This is a genomic window from Paenibacillus sp. NN59 (genome assembly GCF_057597225.1).
The window spans coordinates 4,565,884-4,585,155 of record NZ_CP199678.1 but is presented as its reverse complement, the minus strand read 5'-3'; the positions used below and the strand labels follow the sequence as shown (position 1 = coordinate 4,585,155).

19 protein-coding genes are annotated in these 19,272 nt (G+C 47.8%); all 19 read left to right on the top strand.

What is annotated here, in order from left to right; all coding sequences use genetic code 11:
• The first annotated feature begins 92 nt into the window (after window positions 1-92).
• The 19 genes from ACT89M_RS20135 to recO all read left to right on the top strand — a co-directional run bounded on the left by ACT89M_RS20135 (window position 93) and on the right by recO (window position 18,928).
• Window positions 93-1,277, top strand: coding sequence for an exonuclease SbcCD subunit D (locus tag ACT89M_RS20135; protein WP_253492539.1), 1,185 nt, complete (start codon window positions 93-95; stop codon window positions 1,275-1,277).
• On the top strand, window positions 1,274-4,693 hold the full coding sequence (locus ACT89M_RS20130) for an SbcC/MukB-like Walker B domain-containing protein (protein WP_487344786.1): 3,420 nt from the start codon (window positions 1,274-1,276) through the stop codon (window positions 4,691-4,693). The genes ACT89M_RS20135 and ACT89M_RS20130 overlap by 4 nt, the downstream gene beginning before the upstream one ends.
• Before the next feature lie 326 nt (window positions 4,694-5,019).
• Window positions 5,020-5,364, top strand: a complete 345-nt coding sequence (locus ACT89M_RS20125) for a hypothetical protein (protein ID WP_221788929.1) — start codon at window positions 5,020-5,022, stop codon at window positions 5,362-5,364.
• 221 nt (window positions 5,365-5,585) lie between these two features.
• Window positions 5,586-5,945: a histidine triad nucleotide-binding protein gene (locus tag ACT89M_RS20120; RefSeq protein WP_308722826.1), complete on the top strand. Its 360-nt coding sequence runs from the start codon at window positions 5,586-5,588 to the stop codon at window positions 5,943-5,945.
• A gap of 180 nt (window positions 5,946-6,125) precedes the next feature.
• Window positions 6,126-6,299 carry a 30S ribosomal protein S21 gene (gene rpsU / locus ACT89M_RS20115; protein ID WP_005547957.1) on the top strand — a complete coding sequence of 58 codons (174 nt, stop codon included), beginning with the start codon at window positions 6,126-6,128 and terminating at the stop codon, window positions 6,297-6,299.
• Between the two features lie 15 nt (window positions 6,300-6,314).
• Entirely contained in the window at window positions 6,315-6,758 is a 444-nt protein-coding gene (locus ACT89M_RS20110) for a GatB/YqeY domain-containing protein (RefSeq protein WP_090914751.1), read from the top strand.
• Between the two features lie 268 nt (window positions 6,759-7,026).
• On the top strand, window positions 7,027-8,352 hold the full coding sequence (locus ACT89M_RS20105; RefSeq protein ID WP_253499971.1) for an NfeD family protein: 1,326 nt from the start codon (window positions 7,027-7,029) through the stop codon (window positions 8,350-8,352).
• Window positions 8,353-8,515: 163 nt separating this feature from the next.
• Window positions 8,516-9,523 carry a flotillin-like protein FloA gene (floA, locus tag ACT89M_RS20100; RefSeq protein ID WP_253492557.1) on the top strand — a complete coding sequence of 336 codons (1,008 nt, stop codon included), beginning with the start codon at window positions 8,516-8,518 and terminating at the stop codon, window positions 9,521-9,523.
• A 7-nt stretch (window positions 9,524-9,530) separates the two neighbouring features.
• The gene (locus tag ACT89M_RS20095; RefSeq protein WP_487344785.1) at window positions 9,531-10,142 is read left to right on the top strand and encodes a hypothetical protein; all 612 of its coding nucleotides are present in this window, start codon (window positions 9,531-9,533) and stop codon (window positions 10,140-10,142) included.
• Window positions 10,143-10,330: 188 nt separating this feature from the next.
• Complete coding sequence (gene yqfC, locus ACT89M_RS20090; RefSeq protein ID WP_154888036.1) at window positions 10,331-10,624, top strand: sporulation protein YqfC; 294 nt, start codon at window positions 10,331-10,333, stop codon at window positions 10,622-10,624.
• Window positions 10,621-11,814, top strand: coding sequence for a sporulation protein YqfD (gene yqfD, locus ACT89M_RS20085; RefSeq protein ID WP_154888038.1), 1,194 nt, complete (start codon window positions 10,621-10,623; stop codon window positions 11,812-11,814). The genes yqfC and yqfD overlap by 4 nt, the downstream gene beginning before the upstream one ends.
• 6 nt (window positions 11,815-11,820) lie before the next feature.
• Window positions 11,821-12,792: a PhoH family protein gene (locus ACT89M_RS20080; RefSeq protein WP_090914740.1), complete on the top strand. Its 972-nt coding sequence runs from the start codon at window positions 11,821-11,823 to the stop codon at window positions 12,790-12,792.
• A gap of 16 nt (window positions 12,793-12,808) precedes the next feature.
• Window positions 12,809-15,058: an HD family phosphohydrolase gene (locus ACT89M_RS20075; protein ID WP_308722824.1), complete on the top strand. Its 2,250-nt coding sequence runs from the start codon at window positions 12,809-12,811 to the stop codon at window positions 15,056-15,058.
• A gap of 33 nt (window positions 15,059-15,091) precedes the next feature.
• Window positions 15,092-15,589 (top strand): rRNA maturation RNase YbeY, encoded by a 498-nt coding sequence (ybeY, locus tag ACT89M_RS20070; RefSeq protein ID WP_154957785.1) that lies wholly within the window; start codon window positions 15,092-15,094, stop codon window positions 15,587-15,589.
• Window positions 15,589-15,966, top strand: a complete 378-nt coding sequence (locus ACT89M_RS20065) for a diacylglycerol kinase family protein (RefSeq protein ID WP_308722823.1) — start codon at window positions 15,589-15,591, stop codon at window positions 15,964-15,966. The genes ybeY and ACT89M_RS20065 overlap by 1 nt, the downstream gene beginning before the upstream one ends.
• Before the next feature lie 561 nt (window positions 15,967-16,527).
• Window positions 16,528-16,941: a cytidine deaminase gene (locus ACT89M_RS20060; RefSeq protein ID WP_253492568.1), complete on the top strand. Its 414-nt coding sequence runs from the start codon at window positions 16,528-16,530 to the stop codon at window positions 16,939-16,941.
• Between the two features lie 32 nt (window positions 16,942-16,973).
• On the top strand, window positions 16,974-17,873 hold the full coding sequence (gene era / locus ACT89M_RS20055) for a GTPase Era (protein WP_308722822.1): 900 nt from the start codon (window positions 16,974-16,976) through the stop codon (window positions 17,871-17,873).
• A 128-nt stretch (window positions 17,874-18,001) separates the two neighbouring features.
• A complete protein-coding gene (locus ACT89M_RS20050; protein ID WP_090914728.1) occupies window positions 18,002-18,142 on the top strand; it encodes a YqzL family protein in 141 nt (46 codons plus the stop codon).
• Between the two features lie 33 nt (window positions 18,143-18,175).
• Window positions 18,176-18,928: a DNA repair protein RecO gene (gene recO, locus ACT89M_RS20045; RefSeq protein ID WP_154957782.1), complete on the top strand. Its 753-nt coding sequence runs from the start codon at window positions 18,176-18,178 to the stop codon at window positions 18,926-18,928.
• Window positions 18,929-19,272: the final 344 nt, after the last annotated feature.

The following is a 19,272-nucleotide window of genomic DNA, read 5'->3' as shown; positions in this document are numbered from 1 at the left end:
AGAGTTTTTGTGTTTTGAATACCTCTTGTTCAATGAGCGACGGGCGAGAGATGTAATGATAGAAGATGTAGTGGAAAGAGGTGGAGCGGACGATGCGTATCTTGCATACGGGAGACTGGCATCTGGGGAAAACACTGGAGGGACGAAGCCGGCTTCGTGAACAGGAGGATTTCGTCGATGAACTCGTCAAAATAGCCGACGATCAGCAGGCTGATGCCATATTGATGGCTGGGGATGTGTACGATTCGGTAAATCCGCCTGCGTCGGCGGAACAGCTGTTTTATGAAGCGGCGGCACGTTTGACTGAAAACGGCAGGCCACTTGTTGTCATTGCAGGCAACCACGATCAACCCGAACGTGTAGCCTCGGTAACTCCGCTTGTGAACAGACAAGGAATTACGTTAGTAGGCACACCGGTGTCAGAGGCTGTGACTATTCATACTCGTCGAACCGGGGAGACAGCACATATTGCGGCTTTGCCCTATCCATCAGAAGCGAGATTAAATGAGCTGTTAACTACAGATGGTGACGAAAATGTACTACGTCAAGCATACAGCCGCAGAGTAGGGATGTTAATGCAACGATTGGCTTCTTCCTTTCGTCCGGATACAGTGAATCTTGCTATGAGTCATATATATGTACTAGGCGGAGTAGAAAGCGATTCTGAACGGCCTATTCAGGTGGGGGGAGCGTACACTGTAGATCCTTCTTCCCTGTCTATAGGGGCTCAATACACGGCTCTGGGACATCTCCATCGTGCGCAAGCCGTCAAAGGGGACGGTGTGATTCGGTATAGTGGTTCTCCCCTGGCGTACAGCTTCTCGGAAGCAGGGCAGAGCAAATCCGTTACAATGGTTGATCTTACGCCAGGCGGAGTTGCACAAGTAGAAGAAGTATTGCTTACCTCAGGCAACCCGCTTGTTCGTTGGAAGGCGAGAGGTGGTCTGGCAGAAGTGTACCGTTGGCTGGATGAGGGGCGTGACTCACAGGCATACATTGATATGGAGGTCTGGTTGGAGGATGCAATGTCTCTAAAAGAGATTCAGCAGTTGCGTAAAGCTCATGAGGGCATTATCCATATTCGTCCAGTATATCCGGAGATGGAGGCCGCAGGGTTCATAGAACAGCGTTCAGAACTGCCTGTTCATGAACTTTTTCGCAAGTTTTACCAGCGCCAAACGGGTGGAGCCCTACCAGAAGACAGTCTGGTACAGCTTTTCCTGGAGCTGGTCGATGAAGATGAGCCAGGCGTACGTGAGGAGGTCGAAGGCCGATGAGACCGATTTTATTGAAAGTCGCCGGGCTACAAAGTTATCGTGAGATGCAGGAGATTGATTTTACGGTACTGACCGAAACAGGTTTGTTTGGTATTTTCGGGCCTACCGGTAGCGGAAAATCTTCTTTGCTTGATGCGATCACCCTTGCCATGTATGGCAAGGTGGAACGGGCAGTCAATGGTACACAAGGCATTATGAACCATGCTGAAGATTCGCTATCGGTTGCTTTTACATTTGAGCTTGCTTCGGCAGCGGGAACTCGTAGATTTCGGGTCGAACGGCGTTTTAAGCGTAACAATGAAGTGTCCGTTAGTAATACGGTCAGCAAGTTTATTGAAACGATTGATGGGGAAGATCAAGTGCTTGCTGATAAGCTGGCAGAAGTCAATCGGTGCGTTGAAGACGTCATTGGTCTGAAAATGGATGATTTTACGAGAGCCGTAGTATTACCGCAAGGGAAATTTGCCGAGTTCCTTTCCCTGAAAGGCAGTGAGCGGAGGCAGATGCTGCAACGTCTCTTTCATCTGGAGAAGTATGGGGATCAACTCGCCATTAAATTAAGTCGGCGGGTCAAAGATAATGATATGGCTCATCAATCCCTTGCTGCGGAGCAGCAGGGACTTGGCAATGCCAGTAAAGAAATGCTTGAAGAAACAAAACATTTGCTTAAGGCAGCGGTTCAGCACGCCGAATCCTCACGGAAAGAGCTGGATTCGGCGGTGAAGGAAGCAGAACAATTCGGCCGGATTCGTGAGCTGAGTAAGGAACAACAAGTGCGATTGCAAGAACAGCAACAACTCCATGCCAAGGCGGAACAGATTGAAGCCGATGAGGAGCGTTTGAAACGGTCGGGAGCAGCCGAGAAGATGCTACCTGCGCTTCAGTCAGCTCGGGACGCGTCAGAAGCCCACCAGCAGCGACAGTTGGAGGCAGAAACTGCTGGAAAACAGGCGGCGGAGCATGAACGTTTGGCTGTGCAGGAAGCTGAAAAGGCAGAAGAGGCAAGGCAACAGCTTGGAGCAGAAGAGCCCAAACTGCTCCTGCGTCTGGATCAATTGGAACAGGCCAAAGAGCTGCAACGGGAACGTGATGTTTTGCAGGCGGATTGTTCACGGCTTGCGCAGTTGATGGAGAAAGGGCAGGCCGAACAGGCAACGCTGAGACAACAGCTGGATAAAGAGCAGGAACTGCAAATGCGTGGACGCAAACGGCGTGAGGAATTGCAGGAGAGTCTCAAACCGAATGAAGTGAAGTCTGATGAGCGCAGACGGCTACAAACAGCACTTGAGCTGAAACATCGGATCGATACAGCATTCGAGCAGGTGAAACAGCATAACGCGGACATGCAGACCTATCAAAAGTCTGCAGAACAAGGGGCTGCCAAACTGGAGGCGGCGGCTGCGGAAGAGGGACGCCTGACCGAACAGCGCCAGCAATTGGTGGAACAGGCGTCAGCAGGTCTTGAGGCCTTGCTTGCCTGTGAGCAGGATATTAACAGTGAACAGCGCTTGCTGGGCCGTGCGGAGGAGCAACTACGCCGTTCGATGCGTGAGCAGGAGATGCACCGGCTGTCCGCTGCCTTGCGCGCCGAATTGCGGGACGGCGAGCCATGCCCGGTGTGCGGCTCCGCACACCACCCTCTCCCGGCTGCGCCGCCGGGAGAGGGTCCGCACGCAGACGATGCGGACCTGGAACTGCTGCGCAGCCTGCACGCGGAGCTGCAGGAGCTGCGCTTTGGGCTGCGCCAGCAGCTGCACGAACGTCGCAGCCTGCTGACGCAGCTTGGCGCCGCGGCCGGCGATGCCACGGCCGCAGCCGAGGCCGCGCCTGCGGCAGCGGAGCCCGAGCCTGCCGGATCGCCCGAGGATGGGCGATCTCCGGCGGGCTGGGCAGCGCGTGCCGCTGCGCTGCGCGAAGCCGCGCAGGCGCTGGCTGCCGCAGCAGCGCCGCTGCAGAGCGAAGCCGCAGCGTTGCAGCAGGCGGCTTCAGGCGCGCAGCAGCGCCGCATGGAAGCGGCAGCTGCGCAGGAGGCCGGCCGTGCCGGGCTCGCTCAGGCGGAGCGCAAGCTGGCCGAGAGCGAAGCCGCGGCGGCTGCATTGCAGGGCCGCTGGGCCGCGGAACTGCCTGACATCGCACAGGAGGAGGCCGCAGGCCTCTATCAAGCGATGCAGGAGCGCGATGCACGCGCCGAAGACATCAAGGAACGTCTAGCCAAAAGCGTGACGTTCCTTGAGGAGAAAGAGCAGCTTGTCCAGTCATTGCAACAGAAGCTGGTGGAACTCGACAAGCAGCTGATCCAGTGGCAGACCGAATGGCAAGGCGGCAGCAAACAACTGGCCGAGAAAGAAGAGCGTTTGCGCCAGTGGGTAGGAGAGCAACGGGTAGAAGATCTGATCCGCGAGACACAGGCTCGTCTGGATGGACTGCGCAAGACTGCTGAGCTAGCTGCACAGCGATTCAAACAAGCGGATGCACAGAAGCAGGAATCGGTGAAACGTGACGTAATGGCTGGGCAGGCCGCCGCATCAGCTGCAGAACATCTGGAGCTGGCACAGGAGCGCTGGCGGCTGCTCTTGGAGCAATCCGCGTTCGAGACAGATATCGCTGTCACTCAGGCGGCGCTGGCTGCCGAGGAAGCAGAACGGCTACAGAAAGAAATTCAGCATCATCGTGAACGAGAACGTGAACTTGCTTCTCAGTTACGTGAACTGGAGCGGAAACTGGATGGTGCGGTTGTGACGGAGGAACAGTGGATCGCTTGCACAGAACGTTTGAAACAAGCCAGATATGAGGATGAAACTGCCTTGCAAGTGAAAGCACGTGCCGAAAGGGATCTGGAGGATGTACAGCAACGTCATGTTCGCTGGACGGAGCTGGAGACGAAACGGCTGGAGATCAGTCACCAGGGCGAGTTGCTTAGCAAGTTGCAGACCGCGTTCCGGGGGAATACATTTGTGGAGTACATTGCCGAAGAGCAGTTGATGCAGGTAAGTCATGCGGCTTCACAGCGTCTGCGCTTCCTTACCAAGCAGAGGTATTCCCTAGAAGTGGATTCGGGCGGCGGCTTTGTGATCTGTGACGATGCCAACGGTGGTGTGAAACGTCCGGTATCAACCTTGTCTGGTGGAGAAACGTTCCTGACCTCGTTGTCGCTGGCGCTGGCACTATCCGCCCAGATTCAGTTGCGTGGGCAGTATCCGCTACAATTTTTCTTCCTGGATGAAGGGTTTGGCACATTGGACCCGGAACTGCTGGATACGGTCATTACTTCACTGGAAAAATTGCATGACGATCGATTGGCTGTGGGCATCATCAGTCACGTTCCTGAACTGCGTGCGCGTTTGCAACGCAAACTGGTCGTGATTCCGGCTGGTGATGCGGGGACAGGCTCCAGGGTTGTAATGGAAAACTTATGAGTCCAGGAAGTTAATAAATAATTCATTTGTGATAATATTTCTTTTTTTGATATCTCACGATAACAAGTGAGTTTCATCACAGATACAGGTTCAACCTGCTGTTATACTACAGCTAAGCCGACAAACTTGTTTTAAGCCCCTCGCCCTGACATCTGTTCAGGAAGACTCCTGAATAGATGTCCGCGCAGCCGGACTTCTTCGGAAGGCCGCTCACGAGGGGCTTCTTTTTTTCGCTCTTTTTCAAATCGTCTTTAACACAGTGTCAATCCGCCCAGAGTTGAATAGGATGAAGGGTGAAGAAGAGCTGAACTGGGAGGCGATTAGGCATGGATAAAAGTACGGCAAAGAAACTGTGTAAGGATCATATCCATCGTTATGTATGTATTCAGATGAATGATGGTTCACATTATGATGGTATTGTAGAGAACGTGGATGATGAGATGATTTATTTGGCTGTTCCGGTTGGCAATGAAGTCATGGCAGGCCATGCAAACGGAGCTCCAAATATGATGCCGATGGTTCAGTATCCGGCGACAACTGCTCGTGGATTTTATCCTGGATACGGGTACCCTGCTCCTTACCCTTATTATGGATATGGCCGCAGACGCTTCAACAGGCTGGTTCTGCCTTTATTTGCCCTGACGGCGTTAACCTTACTGCCGTACTATTAAAATGGTTTAAATTCCTTTTTAATCCGTATCAAAGAAATCATAATACAATCACGGTCATACCTCGGCAATGGGATACCCCTGCCTTCAGGTGTGGCTTTTTCTTTTACAGATGATTACAGAGAGGAAAGAAGTTATCTGCCAGGCATTGGACGTACGATTTTACTTTTAGTATGATATAGGAGTATACATAATTCGAACTCATAGGAAGGAGGGATTGTACGATGGATTGCTTATTTTGCAAAATTGTAGAGGGCACCATTCCCTCCAACAAAGTACTGGAAAACGATCATGTAGTCGTATTTCACGATATTCATCCTGCGGCACCGACCCATGTGTTGATTGTTCCGAAGAAACATATCGCTTCCATGAATGATGTAACCGCAGAGGATCTGCCCTTGATCGGAGAAATCCATATGGCTGCACAGGAGGCTGCCAATCGGCTCGGCATACAGCAATCGGGATACCGCCTGATTAACAATTGCGGCCAAGATGGCGAGCAGACAGTGCACCATTTGCACTACCATTTGCTGGGCGGAACCAGACTTGGGGCGCTCACAAGTTTGTCTGATTCACACCAATAAGATCGCGATATGATGCACTCAGGTTGCAATATTGGTTTTTGCACTTGATAAATTGCTGTAGCTCAGCTAATATTAAGGGATCACGTTAAGGTTGACACTTTTATTGCCTTTCGCCTATAATGAAAGATGATGAACCGTGTTATTGCTCTTGGACGGTCTGGTCGGAGGGAGGGAAAACTGGTGTCTGAAACTAAAGTTCGCAAAAACGAGACTATTGATGCTGCACTTCGCCGTTTTAAACGTTCCATCGCTAAAGATGGCGTCTTGGCTGAGGTGAAGAAACGTAAGCATTATGAGAAGCCAAGCGTAAAGCGCAAGAAAAAGTCCGAGGCTGCTCGTAAGAGAAAGTTTTAGGAGGATTTTAACTACATGAATCTTAGCGAACGATTGAACGAAGATATGAAGCAAGCGATGAAGAGTAAGGACAAGTTCAGACTCTCCACCATTCGGTTGATTCGTTCGACGATCAAGAATCTTGAAATAGATTTGAAAAGAGATTTGGATGACAACGAAGTGCTTGATATCCTGAGTCGTGAAATCAAACAGCGCAAAGATGCCCTCCAAGAATTTGGCAAAGCAGGTCGCGAAGAACTCGCGGCAAATGCCGAAGCGGAAATTGAAATACTTATCCAGTATCTTCCTGCACAGCTTACCGAAGAAGAAATTAAAGTTATTGTACAGCAGACCATCCAGGAAACCGGTGCTTCTTCGAAAGCCGAGATGGGGAAAGTGATGGCGGCCCTTATGCCGAAAGTTAAAGGCAAAGCGGACGGCAAACTGGTTAATCAAGCAGTTCAACAATTTCTGCAATAAAGCAAATTCAATAAACACCTCCTGACTTGTCAGGGGGTGTTTTTTCATGCTCTCATCGAATGTGCATAAAAATTATAAATATTGGTTATAAAACATGATTTTGGATATATATTTCTTGCATTTGCTGGAGTATTCAAATATAATTTTAAGTTTTTGAAACGTAATGTTGCATTGTACGTAATAAATACCATAAGCTGGACAGTATAACATTATTGGAAAAGGGGGGACTGATGTGAGGGGAAAGCGCCGGAAGAAGCTTACGGGGTCAATGATGCTCTTGATGCTGCTGACGCTTTTACTTCCTGTCTGGATTGGAATGCCGTCAGCGCATGCAGCTGAGAAAAGCGGCGCCGTATACGTAATTCCGGTGGATAAACCAATCGAGCAGGGATTAGGCAAATTCATGGAGCGCGGATTCAAGGAAGCAGAAGAAATGAATGCAGGCTTGATTGTTCTTGATATCAACACGCCGGGAGGCCGTGTGGATACAGCAGAAGCGCTAGGTACAATGATTAAAGATGCTCCTATTGAAACGTTGGCATTTGTCCGGGGTGATGCTGCGTCCGCAGGAAGTTTTCTTGCGCTGAATGCGGATAAGATCGTAATGTCACCAGGTAGCATGATTGGTGCTGCGGCCATGGTAGACAGCACAGGCAAACATGTTGACGATCCCAAGCTGGTTGCATTCTGGAAGAGCAAAATGCAAGGAGCGGCAGAGAAGAGTGGCCGTGATGGCGAGATCGCAGCTGGCATGACTGACGTCAATATGGTTGTAGAGATGCCGGAGATCAATAAAACCAAACAAAAAGGTGAAATTATTGCTCTCTCTGCTGAGGAAGCGCTGAAAGTGGGTTATGCAGACCATATCAGCAACACGCCTGAGGAAGCAGCAGCATGGCTTGGATATAGTCAAGGAGATGTGTTCAAATTGGAACGCTCTGCTGCAGAGAATATTTCCACCTTTTTGACCAATCCAATCGTGATGACCATACTTCTATTCCTTGGTATTGCTGGTGTCATCATTGAATTGATTGTGCCTGGATTTGGCGTTCCGGGAATTGTAGGGATTGTATGTTTTGTGCTTTATTTCTCTGGCAATTATATTGCGGGGTTTGCCGGAGCGGAAACATGGGTATTATTTACGGTCGGGCTGATTATGATGATTCTGGAGATGTTTATTCCCAGCATGGGGATTCTCGGTATTCTGGGTTCAATCGCGCTCGTGGCCGGTGTAGTTCGGGCGGCGTACGACACAAGTGATGCGTTTATCTCTCTTGGAATTGCCTTTGGAGCCGCACTTGTCGTTGTAGCGATTATCGCTGTTGTGTTCAAAGACAGAGGCATATGGAACCGGTTTATACTAAGTGACCGTTTATCTGCCGATCAAGGGTATTCCTCTGCTACGGAGCGTAAGGAATTGATCGGAATGCAGGGAATCAGCCTTACACCACTTCGCCCATCAGGAACAGCGATGTTTGATGGTGAGCGAATTGATGTGGTCACAGATGGTGGATTTATTCCTGTAGATACGCCAATTATTGTGATCAAAGCAGAAGGAACCCGGATCGTTGTTCAACAGGCTCTACCGGTGTAATCCCGTGGTTGCCGGAGTGATGACACCTCTTCGGCGGCCTACATAACCATGTTGCCAAGCTGCGAGCAACGTGGTGAAGTGATGTTTCAGCAGCGGATTAATCAGCGTCAGTTCTGATGCTCTCTTTTACAAAAAACATATTGCAAACGGAGGAATTTAATCTATGGATCCCATGATCACGATTTTGCTCATCGCGGTGCTGGCTATTATCGTACTGAGCGTATTTTTCAGCTTTTTCCCGGTTATGCTCTGGATCTCGGCTATTGCATCCGGCGTACGTGTAGGTATTATTACACTGGTAGCGATGAGATTGAGACGTGTAACACCAAGCCGGATCGTTAACCCGTTGATCAAAGCAACGAAAGCGGGCCTTCAATTAACAATGAATCAGTTGGAGAGTCACTTCCTCGCTGGGGGTAATGTTGACCGTGTTGTTAATGCGCTTATTGCTGCGCAACGTGCTAACATTCCACTCGAATTCGAACGTGCTGCAGCCATTGACCTTGCGGGGCGTGACGTATTACAAGCTGTTCAAATGAGTGTTAACCCGCGTGTTATTGAAACTCCGGTTGTATCTGCTGTCGCAAAAGACGGTATTGAAGTCAACGTAAGAGCGAGAATTACAGTGCGAGCAAACATTGATCGCCTTGTCGGTGGTGCTGGGGAAGAAACCATTATTGCACGTGTAGGTGAAGGTATCGTAAGTACAAACGGTTCATCAAACTCTCATAAAGAGGTTCTCGAGAATCCGGATCTTATTTCACGGACTGTTTTATCCAAAGGACTGGATTCTGGAACTGCGTTTGAAATCTTGTCTATTGACATCGCGGACGTAGACGTAGGTAAAAACATTGGTGCCTTCTTGCAAACAGAGCAAGCTGAAGCAGATAAACGGATTGCACAAGCAAAAGCGGAAGAGCGTCGTGCGATGGCCGTAGCGCAAGAGCAAGAGATGAAAGCGCGCGTTGTTGAGATGAGAGCACGTGTTGTTGAATCTGAATCCCAAGTACCACTTGCGATGGCTGAAGCGCTCCGCAACGGTAAAATTGGTGTCATGGATTACATGAATCTTAAAAATATTGAAGCGGATACTCAAATGCGCAACACGTTGGGAAAACCAGCTGAAAGTTCGAATTCCAGCGATCAAGGTGATTCCAAAAACGGAAGATAGGCGGTGAATGCATATGAGCCTATTCGAATGGATCTTTAACAATCTATATGTTGTAGCAGTTATTGCTTTTGCCCTCTTTTCAGTCCTTGGAAAGCTTGGGAAGTCAGCAAACCCCAATCAGAAGCGTCCCGGTAACGGAATGCCGACATTTGGCGGTGGTGATGACGTCAATCGTCGTTCAGGAGATGCTACTCCACAGCAGTCATCTGCATCGGATGACCGTCGTTATGAAGAGCAGTATGATCAGCGCTATGACGAGGAACGTTATGACGACCAAAGGTATGACGAAAGATATGATCCGTCGCGAACAGAGCCTACTACGTCATCTCGTCAAGCGTCTGGTGACATGGGTGAGCACGCTTTGGAAAATATGCGGAGCTCGGTAGATGAGCAGATGAGATTGATGGAAGAGCAACAACGTGCGGTACAGAAAAGATTGAATCGAATTTCGTCAGCAAGTGCTCCAGTTGTATCAAGTTCAAGTCTGGAAGATACAGATAATATAAATACAGGTACATCCCGTATCCGACCGGAAGATATCAAGACAGGGGTGTTATGGGCAGAGGTACTCGGTCCTCCCCGTTCGAAGCAGCCTTTCGGTACAAGAGGTAAGCTGTAGACGGTGCTAACTCATGCAAATATGGAAGAAGAAACGAAGCCTTTTCTGGGAGCATAAAGCCTCCAGAAAAGGCTTTTTTCGTATGCCTTTATTTTCAGCAAAATATGTACGTAACCTCTCACCAATTCTTCATAATTTCCTGAATTTGCGCATAAGTTGAACTGTAGAGGAAGGGGGAAGACCTTCGAATGACCCGGATCAGCCGCAAGCTGCGCAGATGGACCAGTGAGGTGCTGGATCTGCCGCAGGATGTGCTTTATGATATGCCACGGTTAACCCTGATCGGCAGTAAGCAACTGTATATAGAAAATCATCGCGGTGTCATCCATTTCACGCCGGATCGCATCGTACTGGCTCTTTCACAAGGTCAATTGGAGATTAGAGGTAACGCTTTGGTCATACGTAACATTTTGCCAGATGAAGTAGCTATAGAAGGTACGATTCTGGATATTCATATGAATGGAGTGGAGGGGAACGGATGAAGCAGCCTAGTCTGTATAAATTGCGTGGAGCCGTGCGGATCAAAGTTACAGGCGGAGATATCGAGACATTGATTAATACGATAACGGAGCAGAGACTGAGTGTATGGGATCTACGTGCACAGGATGGACGCCAGGCGGAGATGAGCATTTTGCTTCCGCATTTTTTCAGACTGCGTCCTATTGTAAAAGGGACAGGCTGCAGAGTGAAAATTATGCACCGTAGCGGTTTTCCTTTTTTTCTGGCTCGTCTGTTTCGCAGAAAGTTTTTTGTAGGGGGCATGCTGTTCTTTGTAGCGGCATTATTTGCGCTATCGTCTATGATCTGGAATGTAGAAGTGAAAGGGAATGTAACGATTCCGACAGACGAAGTGCTGGCCGCGGCTAAAAAAGAAGGCATCTACCCCTTTCAATGGGGGTTTCGAATGAAAAGTCAGGACAAGCTCTCCAGACAGCTGGCGCTGGCATTGCCCGATGTGACCTGGATTGGCGTAACGAAAGAGGGGACAAGGGTTACGATTCAGGTCGTTGAGTCAGCACAGCCTAAGCGCGAGCCTCTACTGAATCCAAGACATCTCATCAGTAAATCAGATGCGGTGGTCACTCAGATCTATGCTGAACAGGGACGTCCCGTAGTACAGAAGAACGCGCGTGTAAAGAAAGGACAAGTGCTGATCTCAGGCATTCTGGGTGATGAGGAAAATACAAAAACGATTGTTGCCAAAGGCGAAGTCCGGGGTATGGTCTGGCGGGAATATGATATACAGGTTCCCTTGATTCAGAAACATCAGACGATGACCGGAGAAAGCAAAGAGCGGTTTTACGTGGTGCTGGGAGATTGGGCAATTCAATTATGGGGGTACGGAAAAACTCCTTTTAGTTCATATGACACGGATACGTATCACAAACCTCTGACCTGGCGTTCATTTACCTTGCCGATGGGATGGATGACGGAAAAGGATATGGAAACGAATTTCCATCAGGAAGAGCAAGGTGTGGATTGGGCTAAAACGAAGGGATTGGAAGGGGCAAGAAATGATATTTTAGCCAAAAACGGTAAAGGCACAAAAATTTTAAGTGAAAAAATTTTGCATGAGAAGAAAGAGAATGGTAAAGTTTATATGAAAGTATTATTTGAAGTGGAAGAAAGCATCGCGGAAGAACTTCCGTTAGTCCATAGTCAAGGAGAATGAGGATATTTGTCAGAGCAAACACGCAGTATACAAATCTCGCTCCAAAGTGCGGGAGAGGGGCAATCTCTGTTTGGACCCCAAGATATTTTTCTGAAACTGATTGAATCCGAGATTCCAGCCCAGATCGCTTCACGCGAAGCAGAGATTAATATCTTTGGTACTGTGCAACAGGTGGAATCACTTGAACAACTATTTGATGTATTACTGCAATTGATTCGCAATGGGTATGTGTTGACTGAAAGAGATGTCCAATATGCGATAGAGCTTGCTAAAGATTTGCGTGCGGATCAGCTGCTGGATCTGTTTAAAGGTGAAATTACGACGACATACCGTGGTAAACCAATTCGTGTAAAAACGATTGGACAGAAACATTACGTAACCACGATTAAAAAACGGGATATTGTATTCGGGATTGGTCCTGCCGGAACCGGTAAAACGTATCTGGCTGTTGTGCTGGCTGTAGCCGCTCTCAAAGAGGGTAGTGCCAAACGCATTGTGCTTACACGGCCTGCGGTCGAAGCGGGCGAAAGTCTGGGTTTCCTGCCAGGGGATCTGCAGGAGAAAGTAGATCCGTACCTAAGACCTCTGTATGACGCTCTATACGACGTTATGGGACAAGAACAGACGGCTAAGGCTCTAGAACGCGGATTAATTGAAATCGCTCCCTTGGCCTATATGCGTGGGCGTACGCTCGATGATTCCTTTATCATTCTGGATGAGGCACAGAACACAACGCCTGAACAGATGAAAATGTTTTTAACCCGTCTTGGGTTTGGTTCCAAGATGGTCATCACCGGAGATGTGACACAGATTGATTTACCGCGTGGCAAAAAATCAGGACTTGTGGAAGCGAGTACGATCCTGGGTGAAGTTCAGGAAATTGGATTCGTGCATTTCGCCGAACAGGATGTCGTGCGTCACTCCCTCGTCCAGAAAATCATTGTGGCTTACAACCACGCCGCAGAAAATCAAGCATAGAAAGGGATTGTCTAAAGTGACCTCGAAAGAAATGTCAAAAGGCAAATCTTTTCAAAATAGAGCGACAGGATGGAAGTATAGCGTGTGGGCGCGCTATCTTCTCTTTTTGTTTTTAGTGATCCTCTTTTACGTGAGTCTTTCTTCCAAACTGTTACCTGAGCGCTACGACATTCAGGAAGGCACTCGCAGTGAGGTAGACATTGTTGCGCCAATGCAGATTCCGAATAACAAGGCTACACTGAAAGCACAGGAAGAAGCGGCCGAACGTGTGCAGCCAATATATCAGATCGTGCAGATGCGTAACGAAAACCTGATGACAACGCTACTGGATCGCATTGACCGTTTGAATCAGGACGACCAGATCTCAAGCCAGGATAAGATTGATATCTATCGGGATGAGATCCCGCAACGTCAGAAAGACTTTGTGTCTAACTATATTAATAACAATCGGAAAACAGGTACATACTCCGACACTTTACTGGAAGAGATCCGAAACGTCGTACAGGAACAAAGTTACCGTATTCCTGAAGAAACGTATATCAAAATCTCACGTCTGACTTCAGATGATATTCAGGAAATGAAACCTGTTGCACGAGACATTGTGGCGAGATTGATGACAGATCAGGTTAGTGAGGCTACAACTGCACGGGCGAAAGTGGCGGAGATGGTCAGCGCAAGCTCGCTTAGCAAACGTACGCAGCGTGAAGTGGTACAAGAACTTACGCGGCTGGTGGTAACGGCTAACCGTTTTTATGATGAAGAGGGTACCAAGGAAGCGAAGGTCCAAGCTCGTGAGAATACACCGACGGTGTTTATCAAGCAAGGGGACGCGCTTGTATCTAAAGGGGAGATGATTACCCCGGAAATGTATGCGCTGCTTAATGAAAATGATTTGCTGAAAAACGAAGTCAACTACTGGCCGCAGCTGGGATTGCTTTTGTTCTCCTGTATGCTGTCGGCAGCGATTTTAATGTTTATTCAGCAAGGCAGTGGAACACATTTCAAATATAATAATGCCCAACTGCTTATGCTTGTTCTCATCTTTATTATTTCAATTGTTGTCATGCATGTGACAGCCTTAATTCAGACCAATGAACGACCATTTATTGGGTTTCTAGCACCGGTGGCTGTCGGAGCGATGCTGATCGCGCTATTACTGGATACATCCCTTGCATTTGTGTGCTCGATTCTTATCGGTATGCTGTCCAGCATTATTTTGAATACACACCAGGGTCAGCTTTTTGACTTTGAACTTGGCTTCTTTGCAGTTGTCGTTTCGTTTGTGGCGATTTTTGCAACGCACCGAGCGAGCCAGCGGTCAACCATCTTAAAAGGGGCTATCATGGTCTGTCTGTTCGGATCTCTGGCTGTCTTTACATTGGCTTTAATTGACACAGGGGACTGGAACAGAACAACAACGCTGTACGGCATCGGATACGCATTTGCAGGCGGGGTACTGACAGCTATTCTGGTTATCGGGCTGATGCCGTTTTTTGAAACGTCGTTTGGCATTCTATCCGCACTTAAACTGGTTGAGCTTTCGAATCCGAATCATCCATTACTTCGCAAGCTGCTTACAGAGACACCGGGTACGTATCACCATAGCGTTATGGTTGGCAATCTATCCGAAGCGGCTGCCGAGGCTATAGGTGCAAATGGATTGCTCTGTCGCGTAGGGTCGTATTATCATGATATCGGGAAGACCAAGCGGCCTATCTATTTTATTGAGAACCAAAACAACATGGAGAATCCGCATGATTCGATTGATCCCAAACTAAGTAAGTCCATTATCGTAGCGCATGCGCGGGATGGCGTTGAGATGCAGAAGGACTATAAGCTACCGAAGCCGATACGGGATATTGCCGAACAACATCACGGTACTACATTCCTCCATTACTTCTACCACAAGGCGCTACGTCAGGCGGAAGAAGCGGGGATTGAACCGGATTTCACGGAAGAAGATTTTCGTTATCCGGGACCGAAGGCACAATCGAAGGAGTCTGCTATTGTAGGGATTGCCGACAGTGTTGAAGCGGCCGTTCGTTCGTTACGCAAGCCTACGGTGGAGCAGGTAGAGTCTATGATTGAAAAAATTATCAAAAGTCGCCTGGATGATCATCAGTTTAACGATTGTGACCTTACGATGCGTGAGCTGGATATCGTGGCCAAAACATTAAAGGAAACGGTCATGGGCATTTTCCACTCCAGAATCGAGTATCCGGAAGAGATCAAGAAACCTAAACCGACGGCACCTGAAGCCGGTTAATCAATATTACGAGCAGACAGGAGTTATGAAAGAATGAGTCTTAACCTAGCATGGAATAATGAACAACAGGATAAAGAAATTACAGAACCGATGATCGCGATGCTGGAGCAATTGTTGACTCTCGCAGGTGAAGCTGAAGGAATCACGGAAGGAGAAGTTGCGCTCACGTTTGTTGATGATGAGCAGATTCACGAACTGAACCGTGATTATCGTGGTATCGACCGTCCTACAGACGTATTGTCTTTTGCGATGAACGAATCGGTGGATGAAGAGCTCGACATTATTTACGAGCTTGATGAGGACGAGGAAATGGAAGAAATGCCAGATGTCCTTGGAGACATCATCATTTCTGTTCCGCGGACGATATTGCAGAGTGAGGAGTATGGACACTCTTTTGAGCGTGAGCTTGGATTCCTGTTTGTTCATGGCTTCTTGCACCTGCTTGGTTATGACCATCAAGATGAAGCAAGTGAGGCAGAGATGATGGGGAAACAGGAAGCTGTTCTTGCTCAAGCCGGGTTGACACGATAATGAAGAGGCGCTCCTGGGGTCTTGTATTTCTCAACGCTCTGGAAGGAATTGCTTACGGCTTGCGTACGCAGCGGAATGTTAGAGTTCACACAGGAGTAGCTATTTTGATGTGCGCAGCCGGATTTTTTTTCCACATCTCCAGAACGGACTGGATGTTTGTGTTGACAGCTGTATTTATGGTGCTGGTGACTGAATTGATGAACACAGCCGTAGAAGCCGCGGTTGATTTGGCCCAGCCTGATATTCATCCGCTCGCAAAAGCGGCAAAAGACACCGCGGCTGGAGCAGTTTTACTGGCTGCGGTGTTCGCTGTGATCATAGGATGTATTGTTTTTCTCAAACCAGCGCTTGCTTGGTTGAGAGTTTTGTTGGGATAACAACCATCAAAAGGTCATTCTGTCATCGGAGTGACTTAGTGTAATCAAAGGTTCCAATGTTCTAATTGCACACCACCAATAAAAGTGTGCCTCTGTTTTTAGTTGGTTTCCCAGAGATTACACGATAACGGAGAGGACAGAAAAAACCTGAAGAAGCGGAGCGTTCGCCTTTATCCTCGGATTTTCACTTTGGAAAAAGTGATCGAAGAAATCCGAGGATAACAGCGATCGGAAGGTTATTCTGTCATCGGAGTGCCCCAGTGTAATCTTAAGGTTTGAATGTTTTAATTGCACACCACCAATAAAGTGTGCCTCTGCTTTTAAGTTGGTTTCCCAGAGATTACACGAGAACGGAGAGGACAGAAAAAACCAGGAGAAGCGAAGCGCTCGCCTTTATCATCGGATTTTCACTTTGGAAAAAGTGATTGAAGAAATCCGAGGATAACAGCGATCGGAAGGTTATTCTGTCATCGGAGTGCCCCAGTGTAATCCCCAAAGGTTCGAATCAACTTAACTCAAAGAGCACACCTTTATACACACCCTAAGGGAGAGAAAAAATAAATGGATAATGGTTTGTTAATGCAGGAAGCAATAAAGGCACGTACAAAGGCGTACACGCCATATTCCCATTTTGGGGTAGGCGCAGCTTTGCTGGATAGCGACGGACATGTGCATCATGGTTGCAACATTGAAAATGCGGCATATACACCGGGTAATTGTGCTGAGCGCACCGCGATGTTCAGTGCTATTGCCGGAGGGCACAAGCCGCGCAGTTTCAAAGCGATGGCTATCGTTGGAGATACCGAAGGACCAATTGCTCCATGTGGCGTATGTCGTCAAGTGATGTATGAATTGTGTGAGCCGGATATGAAAGTCATTTTGGGTAATTTAAAAGGTGACTTGTTAGAAACAACAGTTGCTGAATTGCTACCATGGGCGTTTGGTCCCTCAGATCTGAACTCTGCCAAAAAATAAAATTCCAGGCCTAGGCGCCTGAGGAGGAACATATGAAAAAACAAGCATTTAAATCCGGATTCGTTGCAATTATTGGACGTCCTAACGTGGGTAAGTCTACTTTAATGAATCAGGTGATTGGCCAGAAAATTGCAATTATGTCTGACAAGCCGCAAACCACGCGTAACAAAATTCATGGGGTTTACACATCCGAAGAACAACAAATCGTATTCCTGGACACGCCGGGTATTCACAAACGTCAATCCAAGCTCGGGGATTACATGAATGAAACAGCTTTGAACACACTTGGTGAGGTTGAAGCTGCCTTATTCCTGATTGATGCATCTGAAGGTATGGGGGGCGGAGATCGATACATTGCGGAACAACTGAGAAATGTGCGGACACCTGTCATTTTGGTCATGAATAAAATTGACAAAATTGCACCGGAGGCGTTGCTGCCACTGATTGAGGAATATCGCAAACTGCATGATTTTGCAGAAATTGTGCCTGTCTCAGCTATGCTTGGTAGCAATGTGAGCACGCTACTGGAGCAAATCGGTAAGTATTTGCCGGAAGGGCCTCAGTACTACCCTGAAGACCAAGTGACGGATCATCCTGAGCAGTTTGTCTGTGCAGAGCTTATTCGTGAGAAAATTTTGCAAATGACACGTGAAGAAGTGCCTCACTCCATTGCCGTGACGATAGAAGATATGAAAGTTCAGGATAATGGTGTCGTTTATATATCCGCAGTTATCTTTGTAGAACGTGATTCCCAAAAAGGGATCATTATCGGCAAGCAAGGGGCGTTGCTTAAAGAAGTAGGTAAGCGTGCTCGTCAAGATATCCAAAATCTGCTGGGCTCCAGAATTTTTATGGATCTGTGGGTTAAAGTGAAAAAAGACTGGAGAAATCAAGACCGCGTTTTGCGTGACCTTGGTTTCGGCCGAGAGTAGTTGTTACTACGAAATGTGATCTCGGGGCAAAATGTTTATCCATTAATTGCAACACATAGTTTTCCTTGCAGGACTCCATCCTATCGGGTATAACCAGACGTCATTTCCGAAGAGAGGATGAATTTCCGATGCGGGATTTTTCATGGAAGGTATTTTCAATGACAGGGGATGTAGAATCCTATTTGTTATATACCGAGACGTGTAACTCGTCAGGACAGGAGTCAGATACTGCAAGGGAAGTGAGTGAAGATGAAGAAGCGAAAGAATAAAGAGCTGATTCAGGAATGGTTAGGTGACGAGGCATGTTATACAGAGTGGAAGGCATTGTCATCCGCAGCATGGACTATGGTGAGGGAAATAAGATTGTAACGCTTTGCACTGAAAGCGGTGGAAAAGCAGGTGTACTCGTTCGGGGTGCCAAAAAGCCCAAAAGTCGGCATGCTGCACTAGTGCAGCCCTTTACTTATGGTCAATACGTTTATTTTCGCAATACTGGTCTCGGTACACTGAATGCTGGAGAAATTATCGAATCCAATCATGAGCTCAGAGAAGATTTGGTGAAGGCTGCTTATGCTTCTTATGGATGTGAACTGCTCGATCGAGTGCTTCAGGATGAAGAAACGGGAGCGTTTTGGTTCAAGCAACTAAAAGCCTGTTTACAGGCTTTGAAAGAAGATAAAGATCCGTTGGTCATTATAAGTCTGTATGAGATGAAAATATTACAGGCAGCTGGTTACGGACCACAGCTGGATGAGTGTATCTCGTGCAACCAAGAGCGGCCGGATGAGCAGTTATTTATCAGCCCCAGACTTGGCGGTGTCTTATGCAGGGCATGTAAACATTTTGATCCGCCAGCGATGTCCGTTAGTCCAAAGACCTTAAAGTTGCTTCGGTTGTTTGTACAGCTGGATCTACAGCGGTTGGGAAATATATCGGTAAGTGACTCTACCCGTAATGAAATTAAAAAAATAATGCGTGCCTTCATGGATCACCAGCTAGGTTTGCATCTCAAGTCCCGTTCTTTCCTGGATCAAATGGAAAAGTACGGGATTTGAACTGTGGTCACACATGAAAATAGTTATTGACTTCATCTTTAAATTTATATATTATGAAATATAAATTCTCTTTTTGGAGACATGCATTGAACGAGAAAGTAGGAAACTCGATTTAGAATATGATTGATACACGTATGAGCGTGAGATAATTTGCTTGTGCATCAATGATAAGCGAGTCAGGGACGGTGAGAGCCTGATTGAATCGGTTTGTGAACAGGGCACTCGGGAGCATGAATGGACACGGAAAAGTGGGCCGGATCAGACAAGGATTTGTTTGACTCAGGCCAAGTAGGGTGGAACCGCGGGAATAGCTCTCGTCCCTACGTCTGTACATCAGGCGTAGT